Source organism: Mesorhizobium sp. M6A.T.Ce.TU.016.01.1.1, from assembly GCF_003997065.1.
Classification (GTDB): domain Bacteria; phylum Pseudomonadota; class Alphaproteobacteria; order Rhizobiales; family Rhizobiaceae; genus Mesorhizobium; species Mesorhizobium mediterraneum.
Genome location: NZ_RZTJ01000005.1, coordinates 50644 through 76268, shown reverse-complemented (window position 1 = coordinate 76268; position 25625 = coordinate 50644). Strand labels below are relative to the sequence as shown.

Genomic DNA, 25625 nt, shown 5'->3' with positions numbered 1-25625 from the left:
GGGTCTTCGCCCGTTGCATCAACTAATGCTGTCCGGCAGCCGCTCCTCGCGCTGCGCGATGAAATCTCTCAAGCCATCGGCGATGCCCTCATCGAGCTTCGGCTCCTCATAATCGGCGAGCATGTTGCGCGCTTTCTCGCGCCCCCGGGTATCGTGGTCCTTTGCCCCTTCGGCCTTCCACTGTTCGAACGAATTGAAGTCCATGATGCTCGGTATGAAGAAGGCAGACTCGAAATGGTCGAGCGTGTGCTGGGTGCCGAGGAAATGGCCCTGCGGCCCGACCTCGCGGATCGCCGCCATCGCCTCCTTGAAATCGTCGAACGGGAGACCGCCAGCATACTTGTACCAGCCGACAAGCTGTTCGCAGTCCGTGGCAAATTTCGAATAGCCGCAGGTCAGGCCGGCCTCGAGCCAGCCGGCGGAATGCCAGATGTAGTTGGCGCCGGCAAGGATGGCGGCATGCATCAGCATGTTCGCCTCGTAGCCCGCCTGGGCGTCGTTCAGCTTCGACCCGACATGGAATCCGGACGTACGCCAGGGCAGCCGGTACTTCCGCGCCAGTGCCCCCATCAGATACATCATCTGGGCGGCCTCCGGCGTGCCGCCCATGGGGGCACCAGTCTTCATGTCGACAGTGACCATGAACTGTCCGTAGATCTGCGGCGAACCCGGACGCAGGAGCTGGGTGAAGGCGATGCCTGCCAGCGCTTCCGCATTGACCTGCGCGACCGCTCCCACGGCCGATGCCGAAGTCGAGGCGCCGCAAAGCGCGAAGGGCGCCAGGATCAGCGGCTGGTTGTGGCGCGCATAGACCTTCATCGCGTCCAGCATGGTGGCGTCCCAGACCAACGGCGAGTTGCAGTTGGTGATCGACACCAGCACCGGATTGTCTCGGACATAGTCCTCGCCGAACACGATGCCCGCCATCGCCATCGTGTCTTCGGCTCGTTTCCTGGAGGTCACGATGCCCATGAACGGCTTGTCTGAGTGCTTCAGCGCCGAATGGATGATGTGGAGGTGACGCTTCGGCACCGCAATTTCCATCGGCTCGCAGATGACCGAGCTCGACGAGTGCAGCGCAGGCGCCATGTAGGCGAGCTTGTGGAAATTGTTGAGGTCGGCGAGTGTGCCGTAGCGCCTGTTGTTGTCGAGGTCACGCACGTAAGGCGCCCCATACATCGGCACAAATATGGAGTTGTTTCCGCCGACGCGCACCGAACGCTCGGGGTTGCGCGCATTGAGCGTGAATTCCGGCGGGACCTTCGAGACGAGTTCCATTAGAAGAGCGCGGTCGATGCGGACACGTGTCTCGGAGACATCGGCGCCCGCCGCCTTCCACAACGCGATCGCCTCGTCGTCACGGAACTCGCATCCCACTTCTTCGAGGATGGAGAGCGACTCCTGGTGGATCAGCTCCACCGCCTCATCCGGGACCATTTGGTATACCGGAATCTTACGGACCAAGGTTGGAAATGACGCCATGGGAGTTCCCCGCAGCGCCTTGCGCCCCAGGCGGCCGCCGCTGCGGCGGTTCGTGTGTTCGCTCACTTCAACGGCCGGTGCGTTCATGACCACTCCATCCTCCCCAGGCACTCAACTTAGCGAGACGAAATATGACTGTGACGCTGGAAAATCCTGATCTCTTGTATAAGCTCTGCTTATGCGAAGCCTGCGCCACCTATTGCCATCGGCCGGCAGCCTGATCGTCTTCGAGGCCGCCGGGCGGCTGTCGAGCTTCACCGCCGCGGGGCGCGAGCTCGGCATGACGCAGGCCGCCGTCTCCTATGCGGTGCGCGGGCTGGAGGAAAAGCTCGGCGCCAAACTCTTCCAGCGGCGCCACCGGCAGGTCAGCCTGACCGAGGCCGGCGAGCGTTTCCACGCCGACGTCTCGCTCGGCCTCTCGCATATCCGCAAGTCGGCCGAGGACCTGCGCCAGCAGGCGACCGGCGGCCATGTTACGCTTGCCGCTTCGACCGCCTTCGGCTCGTTCTGGATGATGCCGCGCCTGCAGCAGTTCCGCGACGAATTGCCGGGCATTGACCTGCGTATCCAGACCGCCGACCGCGACCTCGACATTATCGCCGAGGGCATTCCGCTCGCTGTGCGCGGTGGCGAGCCCCGGGAGTGGCCGGACTATCATTGCCTGCCGCTGGCCGACGAGGAAATCTTTCCCGTTGCCGGCGCCAGCTATGCGGCGAAGTTCGGCCTGCCGCAAACCGTCGAGGAATTGGCGTCACACCGCCTCATCCATCTCGAGGAGCCGTTTCGCGAGGCGGCGAGCTGGGAGGAGTGGTTCCACTCCGCCGGGGCCAGCCTGAAGGAGGCCGACGCCGGGCGAGGCTTGCGCATCAACGACTATGCGCTGGTGATTCAGGCGGTCATGGAGGGGCAAGGCATCGCGCTCGGCTGGCGGCATCTGGCCGAGCGACTGCTGGCATCGGGCCTGCTGGTGAGCGCCACCAGCCATGTGATGAGAACCGGCACGCGCTTCCACATCATCTGGCCGAAGAACCGCGAACTCAGCGACAATGCCCGCAAGGTTCGGGACTGGCTGGCCGCGCAGGCATGAGGCCATCCCGATAGTGCCCGGTCAAACCGTCACGACAATCTTGCCGAATTGTTCGTTCGATTCGAGAAAGCGATGCGCCTCGACGATCTGGTCGAACGGAAAGGTCCTGGAGATTACCGGCTTTAGCGCTCCCGACATCAATCCGTCGAGGATGAACGCCTTGGCAGCCTCCAACTTCGCCGGATCGCCAGTGATTTCGTGGACGAGATAGCCGCGCAGCGTCAGCGTCTTGGCCAGCACGGCGAACAGCGGGAACGGCGTCGGCTCGAGGCTCAAGCCGCCATATTCGATGAGAATGCCGCCGCGTGCCATCGCCGCCGTCAGCGGCTCGAATATCGGGCCGCCGACCGCGTCGAGCACCACTTGGATGTTGTCCGGGCCGGCGATTTCCTTCAGCCGGGCCTCCAGGTCTTCGTCCGCTGAAGCGATGACGTGGGCTGCGCCGAACTCGAGCAAGGCCTGCTTCTTGGCAGATGACCGCGTGACCGCGATCGGGGTCGCACCAACCATGTTGGCGATCTGGATCGCTGCAAGTCCGACACTGCTCGATGCTGCGGTGATGACGACAAAATCATCCCTGCCGAGCTTGGCAATGTCGATCAATGCGCCATAGGCGGTGAGATATTGCATCCAGACGGCCGCCGCCTCTTCCCAGCTGAGCGACGGCGGGTGCTTGACCACGAGATTGGCGGGATATGTGGCAATCTCGCCATAGGCGGGCCAGCAGGACATCGATTGTGGCGGCACGACGCTGACGGCGTCACCTGGCGCAAAACCGTGCACGCCTTCGCCGACCGCTTCGACGACACCCGCTGCCTCAAGGCCAAGACCGGAAGGCAATGGCGGCGTCTGGATATAAGTGCCCGAACGCAGCAGCGCCTCGGCCCGGTTGAGCCCCAACGCCTTGACCCGGATCTGGATCTCGCCCCGACCTGGCCCAGGAATATCGACATTCTCGATGCGCAGAACCTGGGGACCACCATGCTCATGAAAACGAACAACACGTGCCATCCGGTCATAACTCCAAAGTATTTGAACCGAATAGGCTATGCCAGCGGCCGTCTGGCAGATAAATAGCCGCTTGGACAGAACAGTAGAAACTGGGAGTTTTGAATATGGATCGCCTTACGAGCATGGCCGTGTTCGTCAAAACCGTCGATCTGGGCTCGTTCGCGGCGACCGCTGCCGCTCTGGATCTGTCCGGACCGATGGTCGGCAAGCATGTTCGGTTTCTCGAGGAGCGTCTGGGCGTGCGCCTCATCAACCGGACCACTCGCCGCCAGAGCCTGACAGACTTCGGGCGCGCCTATTATGAGCGTTGCCGAATGGTAATCGCTGAAGCCGAGGCCGCGGATGCGCTCGCGGCCGATCAACTTTCCGAACCACGCGGAAAGCTGCGCGTTATCATGCCGGTGCATTTCGGCCGGCGCTGCGTTGCTCCGATCCTGCTGGAACTGGCGCAGCAATATCCCTCGCTCGAACTCGACCTGTCGTTCAGCGACCCCCTCGCCGATCTTGCAGAGGATGGCTGCGATCTTGCCATCCGGACCGGCAATCTGGAAGACCAGGCCGGCGTGATGGCGCGTCGCATCGCGCGACAGCGCATGGTCGTCTGCGCGTCGCCATCCTATCTGGAGATGCACGGGTGGCCACAGCAGATAGGGGATCTCGGCAGCCACCAGGCCATCATCTACCGCCGTTCGGGCCGTGTCGTTCAACCATGGCTGTTTCCGCGCAATGGCCAGCCTGCGCTGGAGGTCATGCCGGTCAGCCGCTTGCGGCTCGACGACCTCGATGCGATCGCCGATGTCGCGGCCGCCGGCATGGGGCTTGCCTGGCTGCCATACTGGCTGGTTCGTGAGCGCATTCAGGCCGGCGCACTTGTCCCGCTGCTGCCGGAACAGCCGGGATTTCTTTACGACGCCTATGCGCTATGGCTGCAGACGCCTCACTTGCCGCTGAAGGTCCGTCTTGCCGTCGACGCGCTGGCGGCTGGATTGCCCAGGCTCATGACGTGAAGAGCGCGGTCCGTTCGCGGTAAGCCGCGGATTCCTTAATTCTACCTCTCCCGTATGGGCCGCGAATCCGCCTATAGTGCCCTCATGCCCATTCGCCAGCTCTCCGAAACGATGATCAACCAGATCGCCGCCGGCGAAGTCATCGAGCGTCCGGCAAGCGTGGTCAAGGAACTGGTCGAGAACGCGCTAGACGCGGGCGCTGCCAGAGTCGAGATCGTCACCGCCGGCGGCGGGCTCAACCTGATCCGCGTCACCGACGACGGCTCGGGCATCCCGGAAAAGGAACTGGCGCTGGCGATCGCGCGCCATTGCACATCGAAACTCGCCGACAACATCCACGACATCCGCTCGCTCGGTTTTCGCGGCGAGGCGCTGCCGTCGATCGGCTCGGTGGCGCGGCTGTCGATCCGCTCGCGCACGGCCAACGGCGACACCGCCGCCGAGATCGGCATCGAGGGTGGCCGCGTGTCCGCCGTCAAGCCGGCGGCCGCCAATCGTGGCACCACGGTCGAGGTGCGCGACCTGTTCTTCGCCACGCCGGCGCGGCTCAAATTCATGAAGGGCGAGCGCGCCGAAAGCTCGGCGACCAGCGACGTGATCAAGCGCATCGCCATCGCCTTCCCCGCTGTACGCTTCACGCTGGCCGGTTCCGACCGCTCGACACTGGAGCTGCCGGCGACCGACGACAGCCCGGAAGGCCGGCTGCGCCGCGTCGCGCAAGTGATGGGCGCCGACTTTCCGGAGAATGCCATCGCCATCGACGCCGTGCGCGATGGCGTGCATCTGGCCGGTCACGTCTCGATCCCGTCCTTCAGCCGTGCCAACGCGCTGCAGCAATATGCCTATGTCAATGGCCGGCCGGTGCGCGATAAATTGATCGCCGGCGCCATCCGTGGCGCCTTCGCCGACGTGCTGCCGCGCGATCGCCATGCGGTGACTGTGCTGTTCCTGACGCTCGATCCGGCCATCGTCGACGTCAATGTCCATCCGGCCAAGGCCGACGTACGCTTCCGCGATCCGGGATTGGTGCGCGGGCTGATCGTCGGCGCCATCCGCGAAGCATTGGCCAATGCCGGCATCCGTGCCGCCACTTCAGGGGCAGCCGGCATGATGGCGGCATTCCGGCCGGGCGCGGCGTCCTACGCCCATTCAGGACCGGCCAACGGCCACCGCAGCTACGAGGCGGCCTACCGTGCCTCCGGCTCCGCCGGTTTCGACCCGGCCCGCTCGCCGCAACGGCCGCTGGACATGGGGTTTGAAAATACCGAACCAGGAAATGGCGGCTTCGGCGAAAACGATCAAGCGGCGTTCGACGCCGGCCCGCTTCACAGCGCCGACGCGCGTGCCGGACAGACTGAGACGGCGGAGACGCTGCTTGGCACGGTGCTGGGTGCCGCACGCGCCCAGGTGCACGAGAACTACATCGTCGCGCAGACCAGGGATTCGCTTATCATCGTCGACCAGCATGCAGCGCATGAGCGGCTGGTCTACGAGGCGCTGAAGAACGCGCTGCATGCGCGCGCCGTGCCGTCGCAGATGCTGTTGCTGCCGGAGATCGTCGACCTGCCGGAAGAGGATGCCGAGCGGCTCGCCATGCATTCCGAAACGCTGGCCCGCTTCGGCCTCGCCGTCGAGCGCTTCGGCCCGGGTGCGGTCGCCGTGCGCGAGACGCCGTCGATGCTCGGCGAAACCAACGTCCAGCAGCTGGTGCGCGACCTTGCCGACGAGATCGCCGACAACGACACGGTCGATACGCTGAAGGAACGGCTGGACAGGATCGCCGCGACCATGGCCTGCCACGGCTCGGTGCGTTCCGGCCGCCTGCTCAAGCCCGAGGAGATGAACGCGCTGCTGCGCCAGATGGAGGCGACGCCGGGCTCCGGCACCTGCAACCACGGCCGCCCGACCTATATCGAGCTCAAGCTTGCTGATATCGAGCGGCTGTTCGGGAGACGCTAGCTCAGCGGATGCGACAAGAGCCGCTCTTCAGCGGCTCTTTTGAATCAGGTGAATCTTCCAAACTTTTGAATCAGCGCTTCAAATTCACCACGATGACGCCGCCGAGCGCCAGTGCACCGCCGAGAATGCCACGCAGCGTCGGCACCTCGCCCAGCCAGAAGAAGCCGATCAGCGTCGCCACCGGCGAGACCAGGTAGAGGAAGTTCGAAGCACGCGCCGCCGGCAGCCGGGAAAGTGCTGTTGCCCAGGCGGCGTAGGCGATGAGGCTCGGCACGATGCCGAGAAAGATGACGGCGCTAAGCCCGGCGGTATCGGCAACTGCCGCCTGCGCGAGGCCGCTTGGCAGGAACGGCGCCAGGCAGAGCGCGCCGAGCACCATGTTGGAGGCGGCAATGGTCAGCGGGTGGTGGCGGGCAAACAGTGGCTTCTGGACGATGGTGTTGACGGCCGAGCACAGCGCTGAACCCAGCACGAGCAGCGCGCCGGTGTTGAAATGCAGGCCCTGCCCCTCGCCCATGGCAATGATGCCGATGCCGGCGAAGGAGATGGCTGTGCCTGCCCAGGCCAGGCCTGAGAAGCGTTCGCCGAGCAGTGCCATCGCCATGATCGCGGTGAAGATCGGGCTGACATTGATGATGAAGCCGGCCGCACCCGCCGAGACGGTCAGTTCGCCGAAATTGAGCATTGCCGTGTACAGGGCGACGAAGACGGCACCGCCGAAGACAAAGCGCCATATTTCGTCGAGCTTTGGCAGCGCCGGCCGCTTGACGGCGAGGAATATCGCCGCTGGCACCGCCGCGATGGCAAAGCGCAGCGCGCCGAGTTCCAGTGGCCCGAAGGCGGCGAGGCCGGCACGAATCGCCGGGAAGGCGGACGCCCAACCGACCACCGTCAGCGCCACCGCAATGGCTGCCGTGGTGTCCATCCGCTGTGTCGAATTCAACGTTCCGGTACAGGCGCTCATTTCAATTCTCTCGCGTTTCATATGCACAAACACACAAAATGCCTTTCCTGACCGGTTGACAAACGACCAAATCGAGAGTCAGCTGTGACTATGGATCACAGCTCAGACGCGATGCTGCCGCTTGAAACCCTGCGCGCCTTCGACGCCGCGGCGCGGACGGGCAGCTTTTCGGCCGCTGCCGAAAAACTCAACCTCACCCATGGCGCCGTCAGCCGGCAGATCGCCAAGCTCGAGGATTGGCTCGGGCTGAAAGTGTTCGATCGCGGCGCGCGGGGCGTTTCGCTGACGATCGAAGGCAACCGGCTGCATCTGCGAACCACAGAGGCCTTCGCGCTGATCTCCAGCAATTCGGACCGCTGGATCGAGCCGCGCGGCACCGCCGTGGTGCGGCTGACCTCGATCCCGTCGGTCAGCGGGCTGTGGCTGATGCCGCGCATGGCGGCGCTGGAAAACAACCCGTCCAAGCTGCGCATCGTGCTCGACGTCGATATCCGCCAGGCGGATCTCGCCGACGAAGGTATTGATCTGTCGATTCGCTGCGGCCGCGGCCGCATCCCCGGCCGCGTCTCGGTGCAGCTTTTCGAGGAACATGTTTTCCCCGTCGCCTCGCCGGAGCTCGCCAGGGAGATCGGCCGTGGCGATCCTGCCCGGCTGCTCAAATTCCCGCTGATCAACGATTCGGACGCCTCGGCCTGGCGCGCCTGGTTTGCCGCGCAGGACATCGACTATCGTCCGCGCCCACAGGACCGGCGCTTCGAGGATTACAATCTGGTGCTCGATGCTGCCACTCACGGCCTCGGCATCGCGCTGGCGCGGCCACCGATGACCGAGCATCAACTGAAGTCAGGCCGCATCGTCGCCGTCGACGACCGCATCGTTCTCAGTCCGATATCCTACTGGCTCGACCGGCCTATGGGGCGACCGCGCGCCGCCGCTGCCGAGCTTGCCCGGCGCATCGCGCTCCAGGCCGGGCTGGCGGCGGAAAAGATCGAGGATTTCATCGTAGCTGAGCAGTAAGATGCCAGGCATCCACTTTGCCGGCTTACTCGGCTGGTTATCGTCCGAAACGGAGCCGACTAAACCCAACCTTGTCTCGCTCCAAGCTTGACCTTGCCGGCAATTTGTGGCGATGACATCGTCATGAACCTTGGCTCCATGTCATGATGAACCGTTTCGAAGGCCCCGGCGGCAAGGAAGCCCGTATCCGCTACCTAGACGGCGACTTCCAGGTGACCAGCCCCGGCGCCTTCGTGCGCTGCGCGGTCACCGGCGAAAGCATCCCGCTCGATGAACTCAAATACTGGAGCGTCGCCAGGCAGGAGCCCTATGTCAGTGCTGCGGCCTCGCTGCGCCGCGAGATCGAGGCACATCCGGAATTGCGCAGCCGGCGTTAAACCAGCTTCCGGATCGGCTCCAAAGTCACCCCTTCAGCTTGCGCTGCCGCCAGGCATCCAGCGTCTCGTCGATGATGCGTTCGGGCACGTGGTCGGGATCGAACACGGTGTCGATTTCCAGCACATCGAGCTGCCCGAGGAACTCGGCAGGCGCAGCATCGTGGCGCAGCCGGGCGGCGTCCTTGGCGGTGGTGATGAGGGCAAGTCCGGCACCTCGCGCTGTCGTTGCCAGTTCGGCAAGCTCGTCCTCACCATAGAAATGATGGTCTGGAAACGACCGGGTCAGCACGACTTGGCCGCCGGCCTCACGGACCGTGTCGAAGAATTTGTCGGGATGACCGATGCCGGCAAAGGCCAGAAATCGCTTGCCGACCAGCCCCGCCGTCCTGCTTGGCCGTGTACGCGCCTCGAAGATCGGCCGGCCGGCGCGCGCCGCCTGGCGGACGACCGCATCGGCAGCAAGGCCCTCGCCCATCTTCAGCAGCGCGCTGGTGAAAACCAGCTGGTCGACGATACCAGCCCTGAGCGGACCGCCAGGAATGACGCGGCCGTTGCCGACGCCGTAGCGCGCGTCGACGACGACCAGCGCGTAATCGATATGGATGCGCGCGCTCTGGAAGCCGTCATCCATGATCAGGAAATCACAGCCATGCTTTTCCAGCAGAAGACGCGCGCCGGCGGCCCGGTTCGGCGTGACCGCGACCGGCGCGTGCTCGGCCAAAAGCAGCGGCTCGTCGCCGACATGCTTGGCGGCGTCGTGATGCGGATCGACGACATGCGGCTGCGCGAAGGAGCCGCCATGGCCGCGCGACAGGAAGCCGGGATTGAGATGCATGCGCCTGGCCTGTCCGGCGAGCGCGATCGCCACCGGCGTCTTGCCGGTGCCGCCGACGGTAAAGTTGCCGACACACAGCACCGGCGCCTCGACCTTTTCGCGCGCCGCCGAGCGCATGCGGCGGCCGGCAATGAGGGCATAGATCGCGGACAGCGGCGTCAGCGCCAGCGCGCGCCAGTCCGGTTCTTCCCACCAGAAGGGTGGCGCTTCGCTGGCCACCTTAGCGGCCGTTGGCGCCCTTGAGGCGCGACTTGACGACCAACGGCTGAATATAGGGCTCAAGCGACTTCAACGTGAGCGCCAGCGCGCCGCGCATCTCGTCGACGGTCGCCGCACCGGCTGCCATCATTTCGTGGCGAGCCACCTCGTTGCTCAAAAGGAAATTGACGGCGCCGGCCAGCATGTCGCGGTCGCGCACCAACTTGGCACCGCCGCTGTCGAGCAGGCGCTGATAGGTCTCGCGAAAATTCTGGACATTGCGGCCGGCCAGCACCGCGGTGTCGAGCATGGCCGGCTCCAGCGGATTCTGGCCGCCCTCGGAGGTGAGCGAACGGCCGACGAAGGCAATCTCCGTCAGCCTGAGATAAAGCCCCATCTCGCCGATCGTGTCGCCAAGCAGAATGTCCGTATCGGCGGTGATTCTTTCGCCCTTGCTGCGCCGAGCGACTTTCAGGCCCATCCCGGAAATCTGCGCGGCAAGCGCTTCGGCGCGATCGGGATGGCGAGGCACGACGATCGTCAAAAGACCGTGGTGACGCTTGTGCAGCATCGCGTGAACCTCGGCGGCGACCACTTCCTCGCCGTCATGGGTCGAGATTGCCGCCCAGGTCGGACGGACGCCGATCTGGCGTTTCAGCGTGTACAGCGCCCTTTCATCGGCCGGCGGCGGCGTCGTGTCGACCTTGAGATTGCCGGATACGGTCACCGGCCGGGCGCCAAGCGAGAGGAAGCGCTCGCCGTCGATTTCCGACTGGGCGACGACATGGGCGAGATTCTCGAACAGCGCCTCGGCGATGTTGGCGCGCTTCTTCCAGGATTTGAACGAACGGTCCGACAGCCTGCCATTGACCAGCACTTGCGGCACACGGCGCGCGCCGAGCTCCAGGATGGTCATCGGCCAAATCTCAGATTCGGCGATGATCGCCAGATCCGGCCGCCAATGGTCGAGGAAGCGGCTGACCGCCGGCTTGAGGTCGAGCGGCACATATTGGTGGATGATGCGGTCGCCGAGCCGTTCGTCGGCAACCTGAGCGGAGGTGACAGTGCCCGTCGTCAGCACGATGTTGACGCCGTAGTCGAGGATGCTCTCGACCAGCGGCACGACGGCGATGGTCTCGCCGACGCTCGCCGCATGGATCCAGATCACCGGCCCTTCGGGACGCTCGCGCCCGGCGATTCCATAGCGCTCGCGCCGGCGAATTCGGTCCTCCTTGCCCCTGGAGGTGCGCCAGGCAACATAAGGACCAATCAGCGGATAGGCGGCTGCGCCCGCGAAACGATACGCCGTCAGGAAGGTGCGCGCCCAGCGCCCGCTCATTTCGAGCCATCCACGAGGCGATAGGCCTCGGCGGTTGCGGCGTTGAGCGCGGCCGTGACCTCCTGGCGCTTGCGTTCCATTTCGGCCTCATCCGCATTGGCCGGAACGAACACCGGCGTTCCCACGACGATCGACGAGCGGCCGAACGGCAGATTGATCGTGGTCTTGTCCCAGCTGCGCTCCAGCACCTTACGGCGGCTGGTGGCGATTGCCGCGGGCAGGATCGGCCGGCCCGAGAGCCGCGCCAAGAGAACGATGCCAAGCCCCGCGTCGCGCGGCGTGCCATGAGGAATATCAGCGATCATGGCGACGTTCTTGCCGGTGGCGAGCGACTTTTTCAGGGCAATCAGCGCCTTGGCGCCGCCCTTGTCGAGATGCTTCGCGCCTTCGCGTCCGCCCGAGCCGCGCACCGCCTCGATACCGAATTTCTCGATCATCAGCGCGTTGAGCTCAGCATCGGCACTGCGCGATACCATGGCGACCAGCGGCCTTCCCTTGGGGTAGTAGGCAGGGGTCAGAAGATGCTGGCCGTGCCACAGCGCAATGATGCCCGGCTCGAATTGCGAGTAAGCGCCACCCGATATCTGCGCCGATCCGTCGACAACGCGGTTGGTCAGGCGGATCAGACGAACGAACTGCGCAAATAGGCTGGCGATGGCGTTCTTGACAAATCGCGATTGCGCCAGCGGTTCGCGAATCTTGCGCCAGAATGTCCGCGGGGTGCCGCTAGGATGCCTCCTGACTCCAGACCTCGTGGCCGATCCTTTCACCGCTTCATGATCCATCGATTTCAATCGGCAGCCTTGGTGTCGGGGTCGAGCAACCGGTGCAGGTGAACGACGAAATACCGCATATGAGCATTGTCCACGCTGGCCTGGGCCTTGGCCTTCCATGCCGTCTGCGCGGATTGATAGTCCGGATAGATGCCGACGATGTCGAGCGCGTCGAGATCACGGAATTCGGTCCCGCCCAGCGTCTTCAGTTCGCCGCCGAACACCAGGTGCAAAAGCTGCTTCTTTCCGTCTTCCGCGGTCATGTCGGTCCTTCACATATCGTGAGTTTGTGACAGGTCTAGACCAAAGCCGCCGACTTTGGAACCATTGATGATATGTTCAACTGTCCTGCCCGGCGATGATGCCGGAGAGGACGGCGAGCAGTTCGCCGCTGCCGGCAACCAGGGCGCCGTGGCTGATCACTTCGCCGGCATAGCGCGGTGCGCGGCCCTTCTGGTCGAGCAATGCGCCGCCGGCCTCGCGCAAGATGAGGTCCGCCGCGGCGATATCCCAGTCATGTGCGTTGGGTTTGACGAAGGTTGCGTCGAGCATGCCATTGGCGACCATCGCCAGCCGGTACGCGAGCGAGGGAATATAGGGCACGCGGTTCAGCCGGCCCTGCCATTCCGCCGGCAACAGGCCGACCAATGGCTTCGGCCCGCCGATTTCGACCATCGCTGCCGGGCGGCGCACGGTAATGCGACGGCCATTCAGGAACGCCCCCTCACCTGATAGCGCCCAATAGGTCTCCTCCGTGGCCGGACATTCGAGCACGCCGGCAAGCGTGCGACCGTCCTCGACCACCGCGACGCTGACGCACCACGTGCGAAGGCCTTCAAGAAAGCCGCGCGTGCCGTCGATTGGATCGACGACGAAGGTGCGGCGGGCGGCAAGCCTTGCCGGATCGTCGGCCGTCTCCTCCGAGAGCCAGCCATAGTCAGGACGTGCCGCAAGCAAGGTCTCGCGCAGATAGGCGTCGGCGGCGTGATCGGCCTCGCTCACCGGCGAGGTGCCGCCCTTCATCCACACTTGCGGATTGTTGCCGAAATAGCGCATGGCGATGACGCCCGCCTCGCGGGCAGCGTCGCGCAGCAGGGCCAAGTCCTCGCGGGCATCGGCGGAGGTGACTTGGTCAAGCTCCGGCAAGGGTCATGCCTTCGATCAGCAGCGTTGGTGCGGCGGTGCCGAAATTGCGATCGAGATCGCTCGCCGGAACCATGTTGAGGAACATGGTCTTCAAATTCGAGGCGATGGTCACTTCCGCAACCGGATAGGCGAGCTCGCCATTCTCGATCCAGAAGCCGGAAGCGCCGCGGCTGTACTCGCCAGTCACCATATCGACGCCCTGGCCGAACACTTCGGTGACGTAAAAACCTGATTTGAGCGACTTGATGAGGTCTTCGGGCGCCCGCTCGCCCGGCTCGATGGCGAGGTTGGTCGACGATGGCGAGACGGAGGAGCCGTTGCGTGAGCCGCGCCCGTTGGTGGTCAGCCCCAATTCCCGCGCGACCGAGGTCGACAGGAACCAGTGGTTCAAAATGCCTTTCTCCACCATGAGCAGTCTTTCGCCCTCGATGCCTTCGCCGTCAAACGGACGCGACGCCTGGCCACGGCGCCGCAGCGGCTCATCGGTGACGGTGATCGCGGCCGCCGCCACCTGCTTGCCCATCATGTCGCGCAGAAAACTGGTCTTGCGCGCGACGGACGCGCCGTTGATGGCGCCGGCGAGATGACCGGCGATGCCGCGAGCGACACGCGGGTCGAACACCACATTGACCGGGCCGGTCGCCGCCTTGCGCGCGCCGATGCGCCGCGCGGCGCGTTCGCCGGCCTTGCGGCCGATGTCCTCAGGCGCGTCGAGATCGGAATAATGCTGGCGCGAGGAGAATTCATAATCGCGCTCCATGCCGGTGCCCTCGCCGGCGATGACGCTGGTCGAGCGCGAAAAGCGCGACGCGACATAGTGGCCGACAAAGCCGTGCGAGGTGGCGAGCACCAACCCGCCAAGCCCGGCACTGGCGCCGCTGCCGGCCGAATTAGTAACGCCCTTGACGGCAAGGGCGGCCGCTTCCGCGGCCAGCGCTGCTTCCTTCAACTGGTCGGCCGAAACTTCCGTCGCGTCGAACAAATCGAGGTCGCGCGGCTTATCGACCAGCAGGGCCGGATCGGCGAGGCCCTGATAGGGATCCTCAGGGGACACTTTGGCCATCGCCACGGCGCGCTCGGCCAGCGCTTTCGGGTCTGAGGCAGCGGTCGCCGAGACGCTCGCCACCCGCTTGCCGACGAAGACGCGCAGCGAGACATCCTCGCTCTCGGACGCGTCGGTCCCCTCGACCTTGCCAAGCCGCACCGACACGCCAGTCGAGCGGCCGCGCACCGCAACCGCGTCTGCGGCGTCGGCTCCGGCCCGTTTGGCCGCTTCGACCAGGGCCGCGACGCGGTCGGTCAATTTCGCTGAGTCCAGCGTATCGGTCATGCGCATAGTCCTGTTTTTCCGCCTGACATAAGTGGCGGCCGCTCCGCACCATCTATTGTTCCGATGTGGCTTGTGCAATGGCAGAAGTGGCAAGCAGAATAGATCGGCCAGCGGACATCGGCTTCAGGCGGCATGACCGAAGAGGTTCCTCAAAGACTGCTTCGCGCCAGGTTCGGACCGGCCGACAGCCCCTTTGACGTCGTGTCTCGATCACATGCGGACGTGTCGATCGCGGTAACGCCGCCTATCTCCTTTCCCACGCATGATCGGCATCTACCCGAACCATTAAATTAGCATTTTCTTGTGTACCTTGGGAACTTTGTAGCTTGCGTTCCATTTTCAACCGCATGCGAGACTCTGTGATCCAAAGCATCAGGACTGCGGTGAACGTGTCGCCGCCACGGTACTCGTTGGTCCTTCCCATATACAATGAAGAGCAGGTCCTGCCTCGACTGATCGAGCGGATCAGCTCCCTGATCTGCCGGTTGGACGGAGAGGCTGAGGCGATCTTCGTCGATGATGGAAGCCTTGATGGGAGCGTCGAATACCTTCGGAACGTGGTCGCCGTCGAGCCGCGCTTCCGGCTGATCGAGCTTTCCCGCAATTTCGGCCACCAGATCGCGATCACGGCCGGCATGGACGCGGCTGCGGGTGATGCAGTCATCGTCATGGATGCCGACCTGCAAGACCCGCCGGAGGTGGTTCTCGATCTGGTGGCGAAGTGGAAGGAAGGTTTCGAGATCGTCTATGCCCGCCGCGTCAAGCGTGAGGGCGAATCCTGGTTCAAGCGCATTACGGCGAGTCTCTTCTACCGCCTGCTGGAGAAAATGACGTCGGTCGACATCCCGCGCGACGTCGGCGATTTCCGCCTGGTCGGCCGCAAGGCGCTGGAAACCTTCAAGCAAATGCCCGAACACGACCGTTTCGTCAGGGGCATGTTCGCCTGGATGGGGTTCAAGCAGACGGCGGTGCCTTTCGAACGCCCGGCGCGGACCCTGGGCCAGACCAAATACCCATTCTGGAAGATGATGCACCTTGCCGTTCACGGCATCGTCAGCTTCTCCGAGAAGCCGCTGCGCATGGCTCTGTGGGGCGGATTGGCCATTTCCGCGCTTGCGGCAGTGTTCGGCGCTTACGCCATCTTCGCCTGGATTTTTGAAACCGGCATCATTGCCGGCTGGACATCCACCGTGGTGATCGTGTCGCTCCTTTGCGGCATCAATCTTTTCATGACCGGCGTGGTCGGACTTTACGTCGGCGGTATCCACGCCGAGGTGAAACGCCGTCCGCTTTACGTGATCGATCGGGTCACCGGATTCGATAAGGCGATGCGTGCCGCTCCTCTTGGTGAGAGCCGAAGATCGCTTCGAAAACCCAGGAATGGAGCCTCGGCTGATGGCCGAACTCTTCGACAGCTATAAATCAAATTATGGCGAGGCGGTCGCAGGATCCATCCGGTTTTCCGGCCTCAGGCACGACTTCTTTCTGATCGCCAAGGCCGACCTGCTGCGGCGTCTCGTTGCCGAACGAGGGCTTCGGCAGGGCGGGGCTAATGTGCGGGCGCTGGATATCGGCTGCGGCGTCGGTTCGCTCCATCCTTATCTCGAAGGCGCGTTCGAAAGCCTGGATGGCTGCGACGTCTCGGAGGAATCGATCCTGCGCGCCAGCCGGGACAATCCAGGTGTGATCTATCACGCGTGCATCACGCTGCGCCTGCCTTATGAGGACGGCGCGTTCGATCTGGCTTTCGCCAGTTGCGTCGTCCATCACGTTCCGCCTGTCTCCTGGCTCGATTTCTTCCGGGAAATGCGGCGCGTCGTGCGGCCGGGCGGCGTCGCCTGCATCATCGAGCACAATCCCTATAATCTGCTGACGCGTCTTGCGGTGTTGCGGTGTCCATTCGACCAGGACGCGGTCCTGCTCAACGCGGCCAAAGCAAGGTCCCTCTTTCAGGAGACGGGTTTTCGGGATATCCGATCCGAGCATTTCCTGCTGCTGCCCTCGGCCAGGCCCTTCGCCAGAAGACTCGAGCGCCTGCTTGCTCCTCTACCGCTCGGGGCCCAGTATGCGTGCAGCGCGCATGTCTAAGGGCCGTTCGACCGCCGGTGCCGGGCTGAAGCTGCTGGCGCGCTTCGGGCTGGTCGGCATCGCTGCGACGATCCTTTATGCTGTCCTGGCTACCGTCTTGATCAAATCGGAATGGATCGGCGTCACGCCCATCCAGGCGTCGCTTGCGGCTTACGCCGCGGCGGCCGTGTTTTCTTATCTCGCCCACAAATCGGTAACTTTCATGTCGAGCGGATCGCACAGATCGGAAGCTGCGCGTTTTCTCTTGCTGACCGCGACCGGCTTCGGCATGGCTTACGCAGTGCCGGCGCTTTTCACCATGAAGCTCGGCCTGTCGCCCATCTTTGCCGTTCTGATTACCTGCTTGCTTATTCCAGCGATCAATCTTCTCATGCTCGACCGATGGGTTTTTGCGCGGCGAAGATCCGGCCGGCAAGGCGACCGCCCCACCTAATCCGTGTCAACAGCATCCAGCCGGAACGACACCAGCTTGATGGAGCGCTTGTAGATGTTGCTGGCGGCCGGAGTTTGCGGGATGCCGTCGAGATAGTCGAAGGCGATGTCGAGTGTATCGGTCTTGCCGAGAGCCGCCGGTGGAATGATGAACGTAACCATCCGTGGTTCTTTGCCAGACAGCGTCACCGCCTGCGCCCGAACCCCGTTCACCGAGATCACCACCCTCTGCGTGATCTGTGGTGGCCGAATGACGGCGGCCATTTGCAGCGTGGCAGCCAAGCCGTGACCGAGCGGCGGTATCTCCAGGCGAAGCCGCGAGGTCTCGCCCAGCGAATGGGTGCCGTCGCCTGCCGACCCCGACCAGCCGCAGACCTTCATGCTGGCTGCCCGTTTGGCGCCGTCGCTGCGGAACGATACCGTCTCGCCAAGTGTGTAGCTGCCGACGGCATCGCGGTTGAGGCACGTGGTCGTTTTATCGATGTAATAGGCGCGATAGTCGGCGTTGACGTTCGGATTGAGAGCAAGCGCAAGGATGACGATCTCGGACCCGGCCAGAATCGCCGCGAACGCGTAGCCGCTGAGCCAGGCGGCGCGTCTGTAAGGCACTAGCGTGTCAGACCAGGGCAAGGTAGCCCCCGATCCACGCCGCAGTCATGAAGTAACAGGCGCCCAGGAAAATAACCAAAGCCGCTAGGTAGGTCAGCCTCGACACCGATAGCAGGACGGCCAACAACATTGTCAGAGGCGCAAGCCCAATGACGTACCTGACCATCGAGGCCAGGTTGGTGATCAATGGCAGGATGATGCAGAGCGCACAGAACAGCGCAGCGCCATATTGCCTGCGAGCCACTAGGCCCGCCGACAGCGCCAATCCGGCGATTGCGGCGAGCGCGCTCCATTGCGGCGCCGTGGGCAGCCAGCCGGTGGCCGGAACGGCGGAGAGCCCGTCCCATAAGAAGACGAGTGGATTGCCCGCTACCCGTCCAAATGCGCGCTGGACATGCAAGAACGCAAAGCCGTCCCCGATCGTAAGATAAAGAAACAGGATGTAAGCGAACAAACCGGCAGGTGAGATGAGGATAGCGACGAGCAGATCCGGCCGGCCAAGCACCCAGCGCGGGAAGGACAGCGTCGATCCGCCGTGCTCGCGGTGCTCCCTGAGCATTTGAATGACGGTCGCAAATACGACGAGAACCCCGACCAGCCTCGTCGCCGACAGGAGCGCGGATAAAACGCCCGCGGCCAGATAGCTGGAGCGCTTGAGCGCCAGAAAAACGCACGAGGTCAGGAGCACGAAAAGAGGTTCGGTCAGGAACGTCGTGAAGTGAAAAGAGAACGGGCCGCTGAGCAGAAAGGCGCAATACAGCACGTAGGCGCGCATGTTCTTCTCCAGCAGCGGCCATGCCACCAGGCAGGCGGCATAGCTGCAAACAATGGAGGTGACGGTGGCGACCAGTATCGTCGGGAAAGGGAAAACAATCCGGATCGCCGCCACCAGCATCGGATAGAATGGAAAGAAGCCCCAGCGGCCGACATTGCTTTGGTTTGGAATAGGAAAGCGTTCGTAACCTAGTTCACTGATGCCAATGTACCAGGCGCAATCCCACCGGCAGAGCGCACGGGCATAAGCCGCGAAACCCGATTCGTCCGATACCGAAGCAAATGCCGCATAGCGAATGGCTAACCCGCTGACGACGAAAAGGAGCGGCACCGCCGCGACGGCTACGGCTACAGAACGACCGCCGGCGCTCGGACGCGCGACATCTTCGAGCGCCAACTCTGCCTCCACCCATTCGAGTGGCTGGCGCCACTCTCCCCCTCTAAATTAGCGCAGTGGCGGCAAATTCAAGACAATGCCTTTCGTCGGCTCAAGATCCGCGTCGCGGATCAGGAACTCCTCAGCCAAACCAGCATCTCGCCGGGATCGCGGTTGTCCCAGGCGAAATAGGGAACGGCTTTGACTTTCGTCTCCTCCACTGCCGGCGGTTCGGTGCGATAGAGCCCGTCTTCCCAGTTTTCAGAGGCCTCTTTCTCGGCAACTGCCGAGAGTGTCACGACGCCGCCCAGAAGGTTCGGCTCCTCACGCGCCTCGATGTTTGCCGTGCGTGGCAAGGCGATGCGATGCAGCTGGCCGGCATTGTCGGTCTCCTCGACGCAATAGATCAGCGGACCGCGGGCTAGCGCGACGCGGCCGATATCCTGGCGCACCTGCGGGTTGGCGTAGAGCCGGTCGGCCGCCATTTCGAGGCCGAGCTCGACTTGATCGCCCTTGCGCCACTCGCGGCGGATCGCGGCATAGCCGTCGCTGGTTACATCATCCAGATCGACTGCCTCCCCGTTCACCTTGAGCGCCGCCTTGCGGCACCAGGCCGGCAGGCGCAGGTGCAAGGTGAACTCGGTCGGCGCCTCGGGCTCGATCGCGATCGAGACTGCCCCGTCCCAAGGATAATTGCTGGTCTGGGTCAAGGTCACCGGCCCGCCAGCGATATCGAAACGAGCCGTGCTATTTCCATAGAGGTGGACAGCCAGCGCGTCGTCCGACAGGCTGTAGAAATAGCTGCCGATCGAAGCCACCATGCGCCCGATATTGGGCGGACAGCACGGGCAGCGATGCCATTTCCAGCGGTTGTGCTTCCCCCGGCTTTCCAGCGGATTTTCATAGAAGAACAGCGAGCCGTCGAGCGACAGGCCTGAAATCGAGCCGTTGTAGAGCGCCCTCTCCATCATGTCGGCGTAGCGCGCATTGGGGCCCATGCCGAGCATGCGGCTCGCCCAGAACACCAGTCCGACCGAAGCGCAGGTCTCGGCATAGGCGGTTTCATTGGGCAGATCGTAGTCTGATGTAAAGCCCTCATTGTGCGACGATGGGCCGAGGCCGCCGGTGACGTAGAGGTTCTTGGTCATGAGATCGTCCCACAGCCGGTCGAGCGCCACCCGCAGCGTGTCGTCGCCATATTCGGTCGCGATATCAGCCATGCCCGAATAGAGATACATCGCCCTGACCGCATGGCCGACGACCTTGTCCTGATCGCGCACCGGCTTGTGCGACTGGCTGTATTCGTAGGTCTTGAAATGATAGGCCTTGGGGTCGGTGCCGCGGGCCCGCGCCTCCTCGTCGAAATAATGCGGCTCAAGGCCGCGCTGGTCGATGAAGTATTTTGCGAGTTCCATATACTTCTGCTCGCCGGTGACCCGCGCGAGCTTGACCAGCGCCAGCTCGATCTCCTCGTGGCCGCAATAGCCCTTCTTCTTGCCGGCCTCGGGACCGAACGTCTCGGCGATATGGTCGACATAGCGGCACATGACGTCGAGCAGCTTGCGTTTTCCCGTGGCCTGGTAGTAGGCGACCGCGCCTTCGATCAGATGGCCGGCGCAATAGAGCTCGTGGCAATCGCGCAGATTGGTCCAGCGCAGGCCGGGCTGGATGCGCTGGTACCAGCTGGAGAGATAACCGTCGGGCTGCTGCAGCTTGCCGTACATATCGATGACGGCGTCGATCTTCTTCTCCAGATCGTCATTGCGGCGGCGGTAGAGTGAATAGGCGGCGGTCTCGATCGTCTTGCCCCAATCGCTGTCCCAGAACATCTGCGTCGTCACCGTCGAGCCGGTGAACTCGTTGCCGGCGGCGGCTGCCTCGTCCGGCGATGGGGAGTGGAACGGAATGACGACGCCGGGCGATGGCCGGTCCGGGTCGATCTGCTCGAGCATGCGCGCCTCGACGCAGCGGTCATAGAGGATATCGGCGGTCCTGGTGGCGACTGCATCGACGCGGTCGCCCCAAAAGCCCCTGATATCGACCTGTGGCACCGGCAGCGGACGGAAGGCGAGCTTCGGCTTAGCGGATTGCGATGCGGTCATCAATTTACTCCGTTCGAATAGGGATCACTTCACGGCCCCTGCCATGAGGCCGCGGATGTAGAAGCGCTGCAGCAACAGGAAGAGCACCAGGCATGGCACCATCATCACGGTGACGCCGGCCTGCACCGCGCCCCAGTCGATGGCGCCGAAGCGGCCGGACTGAAGCGCCGTCATCATGATCGGCAGCGTGAATTTGGACTGGTCCGTCATCAGCACGAGCGCTGCCAAAAACTCGTTCCAGGCGCCTAAGAACGCGAACAGCGCTATGGTGACGATGCCCGGCCAGACCAGCGGCAGCATCACGCTGAGCAGCATGGTGACGTTGTTGGCGCCGTCCATGCGGGCGGCCTCCTCGATCTCGCGCGGAACCGCGTCGAAGGCGTTGCGCATCATGAAGATCGAGAACGGCAGCTGCAGCGTGACATAGACGCAGACCAGCCCGGTCAGCGTGTTGTGCAGGCCGATCTTGGTCAGCACCAGGAAGATCGGCGTCAGGATCGACTGGAACGGGATCATGATCGTCGACAGGATGAGGACGAAGAGCAGGTTCTTCAGCGGAAAGCGGAAGCGCGAGAAACCGTAGCCGGCCAGCACGCTGACGATCACCGACAGCACCACCGTCATAACAGAGACATAGATGCTGTTTTGCGCCGGCAGCCAGAGGCCATCGCCGAAGGTGTTGAGCGTGGCGTAGTTCTCGACCGAAAAACCCGTCGTCGGCCAAGGCGGCAGCGGCGGCTGGCGCGACTCCTGCGCCGGCTTGAACGCCGAAAGCACGGTCCAGACGATCGGCGCCAGGAACAGCAATGAGGCGATAATCCCCGTCGAGTGCTCGGCAATCTGCATGCCGATGCGGCGTTTGCGGCTGCGTGCCTGCGCCATCAGTCAATTCCCTCGGGTTGGCGCAGCAGCCGCAGCTGGATCAGGCTGAGCGCGACCAGGATGACCAGCAGGATCATCGACAGGGCGGCGCCGTAGCCGAGCTTGAACGACACGAATGACTGGTTGAAAATCCAATAGACGGCGGTCAGCGTCTGGTTGCGCGGCCCGCCGCGCAGGATGATGTAGAACTGGTCGAAGGCGAGCACCGAGCCGGCAACCGACAGAATCAGCGCCAGCGCCAGCGTGCGGCGCATCAGCGGCAGGGTGATGGCGCGAAACCGCGCCAGCGGCCCTGCCCCATCGATCATCGCCGCCTCCTGCAGATCCGGCGGGATGGATTGCAGGCCGGTCATCAGGATGATCATGGTGAAGCCCGCCACCTTCCAGACGACCATGGCGATGATCGACCAGAACGCCGGCTGGAACGTCGCCAGCAGATTGACCTTCCTTTCGGTCAGGCCGAGCTCGAAGGCGGCCGGGCTGAACAGGCCGGAATCGACATTCAAGAGCCACGACCAGAGCAGGCTGGCCGAGGCAAAACCGATGACGGCCGGCATGAAGAAGGACGTCCGGTAGAAGCCGGTCATCTGCCGCGGCCGTTCGATGAAGAGCGCCAGCGGAAAGGCGACGACGAAGATCGCGATCGTGACGATCACCGTGTAGTAGCCGGTGAATTTGAGCGCGTTCCAGAACCTGGTATCGCGCAGGATCGCCCAGTAATTGTCGAGGCCAATGAAGGAGTGCGCGCCCATCAGCGGCCAGTTGTGCAGCGACATCCACGCCGTCATGCCGAGCGGGACGATGAAAAAGACGACGACAAGGGCGACGGCCGGCGCGACATAGAGCAGGCCGATCCACTGCCGACGGCCGGCGCCGACCAGTTTGCGGCGACGCGCTGGGGCGGAGGTTGCTGCGATGGTGGTCATGGCTCTACGTCCCCCTCCCCCTCGAGGGGAGGGTCCGGCCGAAGACCGGGGGTGGGGTCCTGCGTGCAGCGCGCCGATGAAAAAGAACGTCGAGCACTTCGCAGACGACCCCACCCGGACCTATGGTCCGACCTCCCCTCAAGGGGGAGGTGGGGCCGGCGCTCATCCGCCGGGTGGTGGGTATTGCGATTGAACTCATGCCTGTTCTTCCGTTAGCGCTACGTCCCCCTCCCCCTTGAGGGGAGGGTCCGGCCGAAGGCCGGGGGTGGGGTCGCCTCTGACGCGCGCCGACGCAAAGAGAACGTCGAGCACTGCCTCAACGACCCCACCCGGACCTGCGGTCCGACCTCCCCTCGAGGGGGAGGTAGCCGGCGCTTACTGCTGCGGCGCCGAGTCGATGATCGACTGCATGGTTTCCTGCGCATTGGCGATGGCGCCATCGACGTCTTCGCCGAAGAAGACCTCGTTGACCATCTGGTTCCACGGACCGTTGGCGGAGTTGATCAGATCGTTGAACACCACCGAATAGGGCGTGCGGCCCTTGGCCATGGCCTCTGCGGCGACCTTGTAGCGCGGGTCGAGTTCTTTGAGCGCCTCATTGGCGATGTCGCCGCGCACGGGAAGGCTGCCGTATTTCGCCAGGATGGTCTGGCCTTCGAGCGAATAGGCGAAATCGAGGAACTCCTTCACCACCGCGATCTTCGTGGTGCCCTTGGTGACGACGAAATTGTCGCCGCCGGCAAAGGACGACCAGCCGCCATCCTTGCCGGGCAGGAAGGTGACGCCATAGTCGATGTCTGGGTATTGGGTGTTCAGCGCGCCGATGGCGAAGGCGCCGGACGGCGAGATGCCGATATTGCCGCCGGCGAAGGCAGCAAAGAAGTTGGAGCCGGTGTCGGTCTGTGCGCCTGCCGGCACCAGATCCTTCTTGACCATCGAGCGGTAGAGGTCGATCGCGCCGCGCAGCTGCGGGCTGTCGAGCGTCGCCTTCGAGCCGTCCTCGGTGAGGATGTCGCCGCCCGAGGCCCAGATCAGCGGCGTGAAGGTGAAGATGTTGCAGCCGCCGCAATTGCCGGAGAAATAGAAGCCCTTGATGTCGCCGCCGAGCGCGTTGACCTTCTCGGCATAGGCTTCGATCTCGGCCCAATTGGTCGGGCCTTTTTCGGGGTCGAGGCCGGCCTGCTTGAACAGCTTCTTGTTCCAGATCAGCACCGAGCTATCTGCGGAGAACGGCAGCCCGTAGATGCGGTCCTTGTAGGTGCCGGTCTTCACGTGCGCCGGCGACAGGCTGTTGAAATAAGGCAGCGATTTCGCCCAGTCGGTGATGTCCTCCAACTGGCCGGCGGCAGCGAAGGACGGCGTGTAGATCAGGTCGAGCGAGAGCGCGTCGGGTGCGGTGCCGCCGGCGGCAGCGGCGCCGTATTTCGGGATGATCTCGGCATTGGGGATGATGTCCAGCTTGACCTGGTTCTCATGCCCCTTGTTGAAGGCGTCGACGATGCGCGGCATGAAGTTCGAGCCGTCGGCGCGAACCCAGATGTTCGCGGTCTCCGCAGCGGCGGACGGAAAGCTCAGGATGCTCGCGGCAATAGCGAGCCCGGCAATCATAGTTCTCATGTTCTCCTCCTCATGGTTTTGCTTCGGCCGCGCTCCCCGCGCAGCGCTTTTGGCTCAGCCGTCCGGCGGACGGCCGCATGACTGACGCACCACCAGCCGGCACGGCAGTTTTCGAATGCCCGGCTCGGCGGGTTCGCCGCCGACGAGCGAAAGAAGCGTAAGACCGGCCTCGCGCCCGAGTGCCGCCAGGTTCATGTCGACGGAGGTCAGCGGCGGGCGGGTTGCCTCGGCCACGATCTGCCAATTGTCGAACCCGATGACGCCGACATCGTCGGGCACATCAAGCCCGCGCTCGCGCAGCGCGTCGATGACGCCGCGCGCGATCTGGTCGTTGCCGCAAAAGACGGCATCGGGTTTTTCGTGCCCACCCTTCGACAGCTTGCCGTCGAAGAGCGTCTTCACCGCCTCGTGACCCCACGCTTCCGACCACGATCCGAGCAATGGTTCCATGACCGGCAAGCCTTTCTCGGTCAGCACGTCACGATAGGCCTGCGCCCGCGCGTGCACCACCGCAAAACTCGCCGGCCCGGTGACATGGGCGATGCGGCGGCGCCCAAGCCGCCAAAAGTGCTCGACCGCCAGGCGCGCGCCGCCGGCATCATCAGACACAAAAGCGATGGCGCCGGGATCGGGCTGGGTGAAGGCATAGATCACGGGAATGCGCAGATTGGCGAGGTCGACCGGCAGATGGCGATCGATGCGCTTGCCGGTGGCGATGATGCCGTCGACGCGCTTGTCGAGCATGGCATCGACATGCAGCTGGCCGAGACGCTGGTCATCCTCGACATTGCAGAGAAACACCGAGACGCCCTTGTCGACCAGCGCATCCGAAATACCCGACATGACCGGCAGCGAAAACCGGCCATAGGTGTCGTTGGTCAACAAGCCGACGGTGAAGCTGCGCCGGCGCAACAGGCTCTGAGCCAGGCTGTTCGGGCGAAAGCCCAGCCGCTGCGCCGTCTCGCGAATCCGCTCGCGCGTCTCGGCCGTCATCCGCCCCTGCCCGTTCAGCGCCTTTGAGGCCGTGGCGACGCTGACGCCGGCGAGCGCTGCCACCTCGCGGAGGGTGACTGGCTTGGTGAAGACTGGCTGGGCGTCGGATGCCATGGTGCGCGGCATATTTTCCTTAGTTGGGAAAAGGTTTTCTCTTGTTGGCCTGCGAGGCGCTGATTGGTGAGGTCAGCGGATGCGGGGCGGTTTGGGAAAAGGTTTTCTCAGAGGGAGATTAGGGGAAGGATGTGGGGATGGCAAGAGGGATAGATTTGGTTTTGGGCGTGTCTAAGATTTCTGCTAC

General features: G+C 63.7%; 24 protein-coding genes. 8 read left to right on the top strand and 16 right to left on the bottom strand.

Annotated features, from left to right (window positions below; genetic code table 11):
* Nucleotides 1-18: 18 nt before the first annotated feature.
* Nucleotides 19-1569 carry a trimethylamine methyltransferase family protein gene (locus EOC94_RS11665; protein ID WP_127290539.1) on the bottom strand — a complete coding sequence of 517 codons (1551 nt, stop codon included), beginning with the start codon at nucleotides 1567-1569 and terminating at the stop codon, nucleotides 19-21.
* A gap of 91 nt (nucleotides 1570-1660) precedes the next feature.
* Between EOC94_RS11665 and EOC94_RS11660 the strand changes: the two genes are divergently transcribed.
* Nucleotides 1661-2569 (top strand): LysR substrate-binding domain-containing protein, encoded by a 909-nt coding sequence (locus tag EOC94_RS11660; RefSeq protein ID WP_095485669.1) that lies wholly within the window; start codon nucleotides 1661-1663, stop codon nucleotides 2567-2569.
* A 21-nt stretch (nucleotides 2570-2590) separates the two neighbouring features.
* Here the strand turns inward: EOC94_RS11660 and EOC94_RS11655 are convergent, their stop codons facing one another.
* Entirely contained in the window at nucleotides 2591-3580 is a 990-nt protein-coding gene (locus EOC94_RS11655) for a zinc-dependent alcohol dehydrogenase family protein (RefSeq protein ID WP_127290537.1), read from the bottom strand.
* 104 nt (nucleotides 3581-3684) lie between these two features.
* Between EOC94_RS11655 and EOC94_RS11650 the strand changes: the two genes are divergently transcribed.
* A complete protein-coding gene (locus tag EOC94_RS11650) occupies nucleotides 3685-4587 on the top strand; it encodes a LysR family transcriptional regulator (protein WP_127204363.1) in 903 nt (300 codons plus the stop codon).
* A gap of 84 nt (nucleotides 4588-4671) precedes the next feature.
* Nucleotides 4672-6546, top strand: coding sequence for a DNA mismatch repair endonuclease MutL (gene mutL / locus EOC94_RS11645; protein WP_127290535.1), 1875 nt, complete (start codon nucleotides 4672-4674; stop codon nucleotides 6544-6546).
* Between the two features lie 70 nt (nucleotides 6547-6616).
* Here the strand turns inward: mutL and EOC94_RS11640 are convergent, their stop codons facing one another.
* A complete protein-coding gene (locus tag EOC94_RS11640; protein WP_127290533.1) occupies nucleotides 6617-7510 on the bottom strand; it encodes a DMT family transporter in 894 nt (297 codons plus the stop codon).
* A gap of 90 nt (nucleotides 7511-7600) precedes the next feature.
* Here EOC94_RS11640 and EOC94_RS11635 point away from each other — a divergent pair, with 90 nt between their 5' ends.
* Nucleotides 7601-8527, top strand: coding sequence for a LysR substrate-binding domain-containing protein (locus tag EOC94_RS11635; RefSeq protein WP_127290531.1), 927 nt, complete (start codon nucleotides 7601-7603; stop codon nucleotides 8525-8527).
* Between the two features lie 143 nt (nucleotides 8528-8670).
* Nucleotides 8671-8904: a DUF2093 domain-containing protein gene (locus tag EOC94_RS11630; protein WP_027153867.1), complete on the top strand. Its 234-nt coding sequence runs from the start codon at nucleotides 8671-8673 to the stop codon at nucleotides 8902-8904.
* Between the two features lie 25 nt (nucleotides 8905-8929).
* On the opposite strand, the gene lpxK is transcribed toward EOC94_RS11630, so the two are convergent.
* The 6 genes from lpxK to EOC94_RS11600 form a co-directional block, all read right to left on the bottom strand.
* Nucleotides 8930-9958 carry a tetraacyldisaccharide 4'-kinase gene (gene lpxK, locus EOC94_RS11625; RefSeq protein ID WP_126106990.1) on the bottom strand — a complete coding sequence of 343 codons (1029 nt, stop codon included), beginning with the start codon at nucleotides 9956-9958 and terminating at the stop codon, nucleotides 8930-8932.
* 1 nt (nucleotide 9959) lies between these two features.
* Nucleotides 9960-11276, bottom strand: a complete 1317-nt coding sequence (gene waaA, locus EOC94_RS11620; RefSeq protein ID WP_095485663.1) for a lipid IV(A) 3-deoxy-D-manno-octulosonic acid transferase — start codon at nucleotides 11274-11276, stop codon at nucleotides 9960-9962.
* The gene (locus EOC94_RS11615) at nucleotides 11273-12061 is read right to left on the bottom strand and encodes a lysophospholipid acyltransferase family protein (protein WP_095485662.1); all 789 of its coding nucleotides are present in this window, start codon (nucleotides 12059-12061) and stop codon (nucleotides 11273-11275) included. The genes waaA and EOC94_RS11615 overlap by 4 nt, the downstream gene beginning before the upstream one ends.
* Before the next feature lie 5 nt (nucleotides 12062-12066).
* Nucleotides 12067-12312 carry a DUF4170 domain-containing protein gene (locus EOC94_RS11610; RefSeq protein WP_095485661.1) on the bottom strand — a complete coding sequence of 82 codons (246 nt, stop codon included), beginning with the start codon at nucleotides 12310-12312 and terminating at the stop codon, nucleotides 12067-12069.
* A gap of 76 nt (nucleotides 12313-12388) precedes the next feature.
* Nucleotides 12389-13195 (bottom strand): 3'(2'),5'-bisphosphate nucleotidase CysQ, encoded by an 807-nt coding sequence (locus tag EOC94_RS11605; protein WP_095485660.1) that lies wholly within the window; start codon nucleotides 13193-13195, stop codon nucleotides 12389-12391.
* The gene (locus EOC94_RS11600; protein ID WP_095485659.1) at nucleotides 13182-14525 is read right to left on the bottom strand and encodes a TldD/PmbA family protein; all 1344 of its coding nucleotides are present in this window, start codon (nucleotides 14523-14525) and stop codon (nucleotides 13182-13184) included. Before EOC94_RS11600 ends, EOC94_RS11605 begins: the two co-directional genes overlap by 14 nt.
* 347 nt (nucleotides 14526-14872) lie before the next feature.
* Between EOC94_RS11600 and EOC94_RS11595 the strand changes: the two genes are divergently transcribed.
* The 3 genes from EOC94_RS11595 to EOC94_RS11585 are packed head-to-tail and all read left to right on the top strand — an operon-like array spanning nucleotide 14873 to nucleotide 17046.
* A complete protein-coding gene (locus tag EOC94_RS11595; protein WP_095485833.1) occupies nucleotides 14873-15946 on the top strand; it encodes a glycosyltransferase family 2 protein in 1074 nt (357 codons plus the stop codon).
* Complete coding sequence (locus EOC94_RS11590) at nucleotides 15921-16613, top strand: class I SAM-dependent methyltransferase (protein ID WP_095485658.1); 693 nt, start codon at nucleotides 15921-15923, stop codon at nucleotides 16611-16613. The genes EOC94_RS11595 and EOC94_RS11590 overlap by 26 nt, the downstream gene beginning before the upstream one ends.
* On the top strand, nucleotides 16606-17046 hold the full coding sequence (locus EOC94_RS11585; RefSeq protein ID WP_245329878.1) for a GtrA family protein: 441 nt from the start codon (nucleotides 16606-16608) through the stop codon (nucleotides 17044-17046). The genes EOC94_RS11590 and EOC94_RS11585 overlap by 8 nt, the downstream gene beginning before the upstream one ends.
* On the opposite strand, the gene EOC94_RS11580 is transcribed toward EOC94_RS11585, so the two are convergent.
* The 7 genes from EOC94_RS11580 to EOC94_RS11550 form a co-directional block, all read right to left on the bottom strand.
* A complete protein-coding gene (locus EOC94_RS11580; RefSeq protein ID WP_245329877.1) occupies nucleotides 17043-17654 on the bottom strand; it encodes a hypothetical protein in 612 nt (203 codons plus the stop codon). The two genes, EOC94_RS11585 and EOC94_RS11580, sit on opposite strands and share 4 nt — an antisense overlap.
* Nucleotides 17655-17661: 7 nt before the next feature.
* Nucleotides 17662-18825 (bottom strand): hypothetical protein, encoded by a 1164-nt coding sequence (locus EOC94_RS11575; RefSeq protein WP_095485832.1) that lies wholly within the window; start codon nucleotides 18823-18825, stop codon nucleotides 17662-17664.
* Nucleotides 18826-18935: 110 nt separating this feature from the next.
* Nucleotides 18936-20906 (bottom strand): glycoside hydrolase family 127 protein, encoded by a 1971-nt coding sequence (locus EOC94_RS11570; protein WP_127290529.1) that lies wholly within the window; start codon nucleotides 20904-20906, stop codon nucleotides 18936-18938.
* 24 nt (nucleotides 20907-20930) lie between these two features.
* Nucleotides 20931-21788, bottom strand: a complete 858-nt coding sequence (locus tag EOC94_RS11565) for a carbohydrate ABC transporter permease (protein WP_127290527.1) — start codon at nucleotides 21786-21788, stop codon at nucleotides 20931-20933.
* Nucleotides 21788-22714: a sugar ABC transporter permease gene (locus EOC94_RS11560; protein WP_127290525.1), complete on the bottom strand. Its 927-nt coding sequence runs from the start codon at nucleotides 22712-22714 to the stop codon at nucleotides 21788-21790. The genes EOC94_RS11565 and EOC94_RS11560 overlap by 1 nt, the downstream gene beginning before the upstream one ends.
* A 375-nt stretch (nucleotides 22715-23089) precedes the next feature.
* Nucleotides 23090-24331 carry a sugar ABC transporter substrate-binding protein gene (locus EOC94_RS11555; protein ID WP_127290523.1) on the bottom strand — a complete coding sequence of 414 codons (1242 nt, stop codon included), beginning with the start codon at nucleotides 24329-24331 and terminating at the stop codon, nucleotides 23090-23092.
* Between the two features lie 54 nt (nucleotides 24332-24385).
* Complete coding sequence (locus EOC94_RS11550) at nucleotides 24386-25438, bottom strand: LacI family DNA-binding transcriptional regulator (RefSeq protein ID WP_126107002.1); 1053 nt, start codon at nucleotides 25436-25438, stop codon at nucleotides 24386-24388.
* Between the last annotated feature and the right edge of the window lie 187 nt (nucleotides 25439-25625).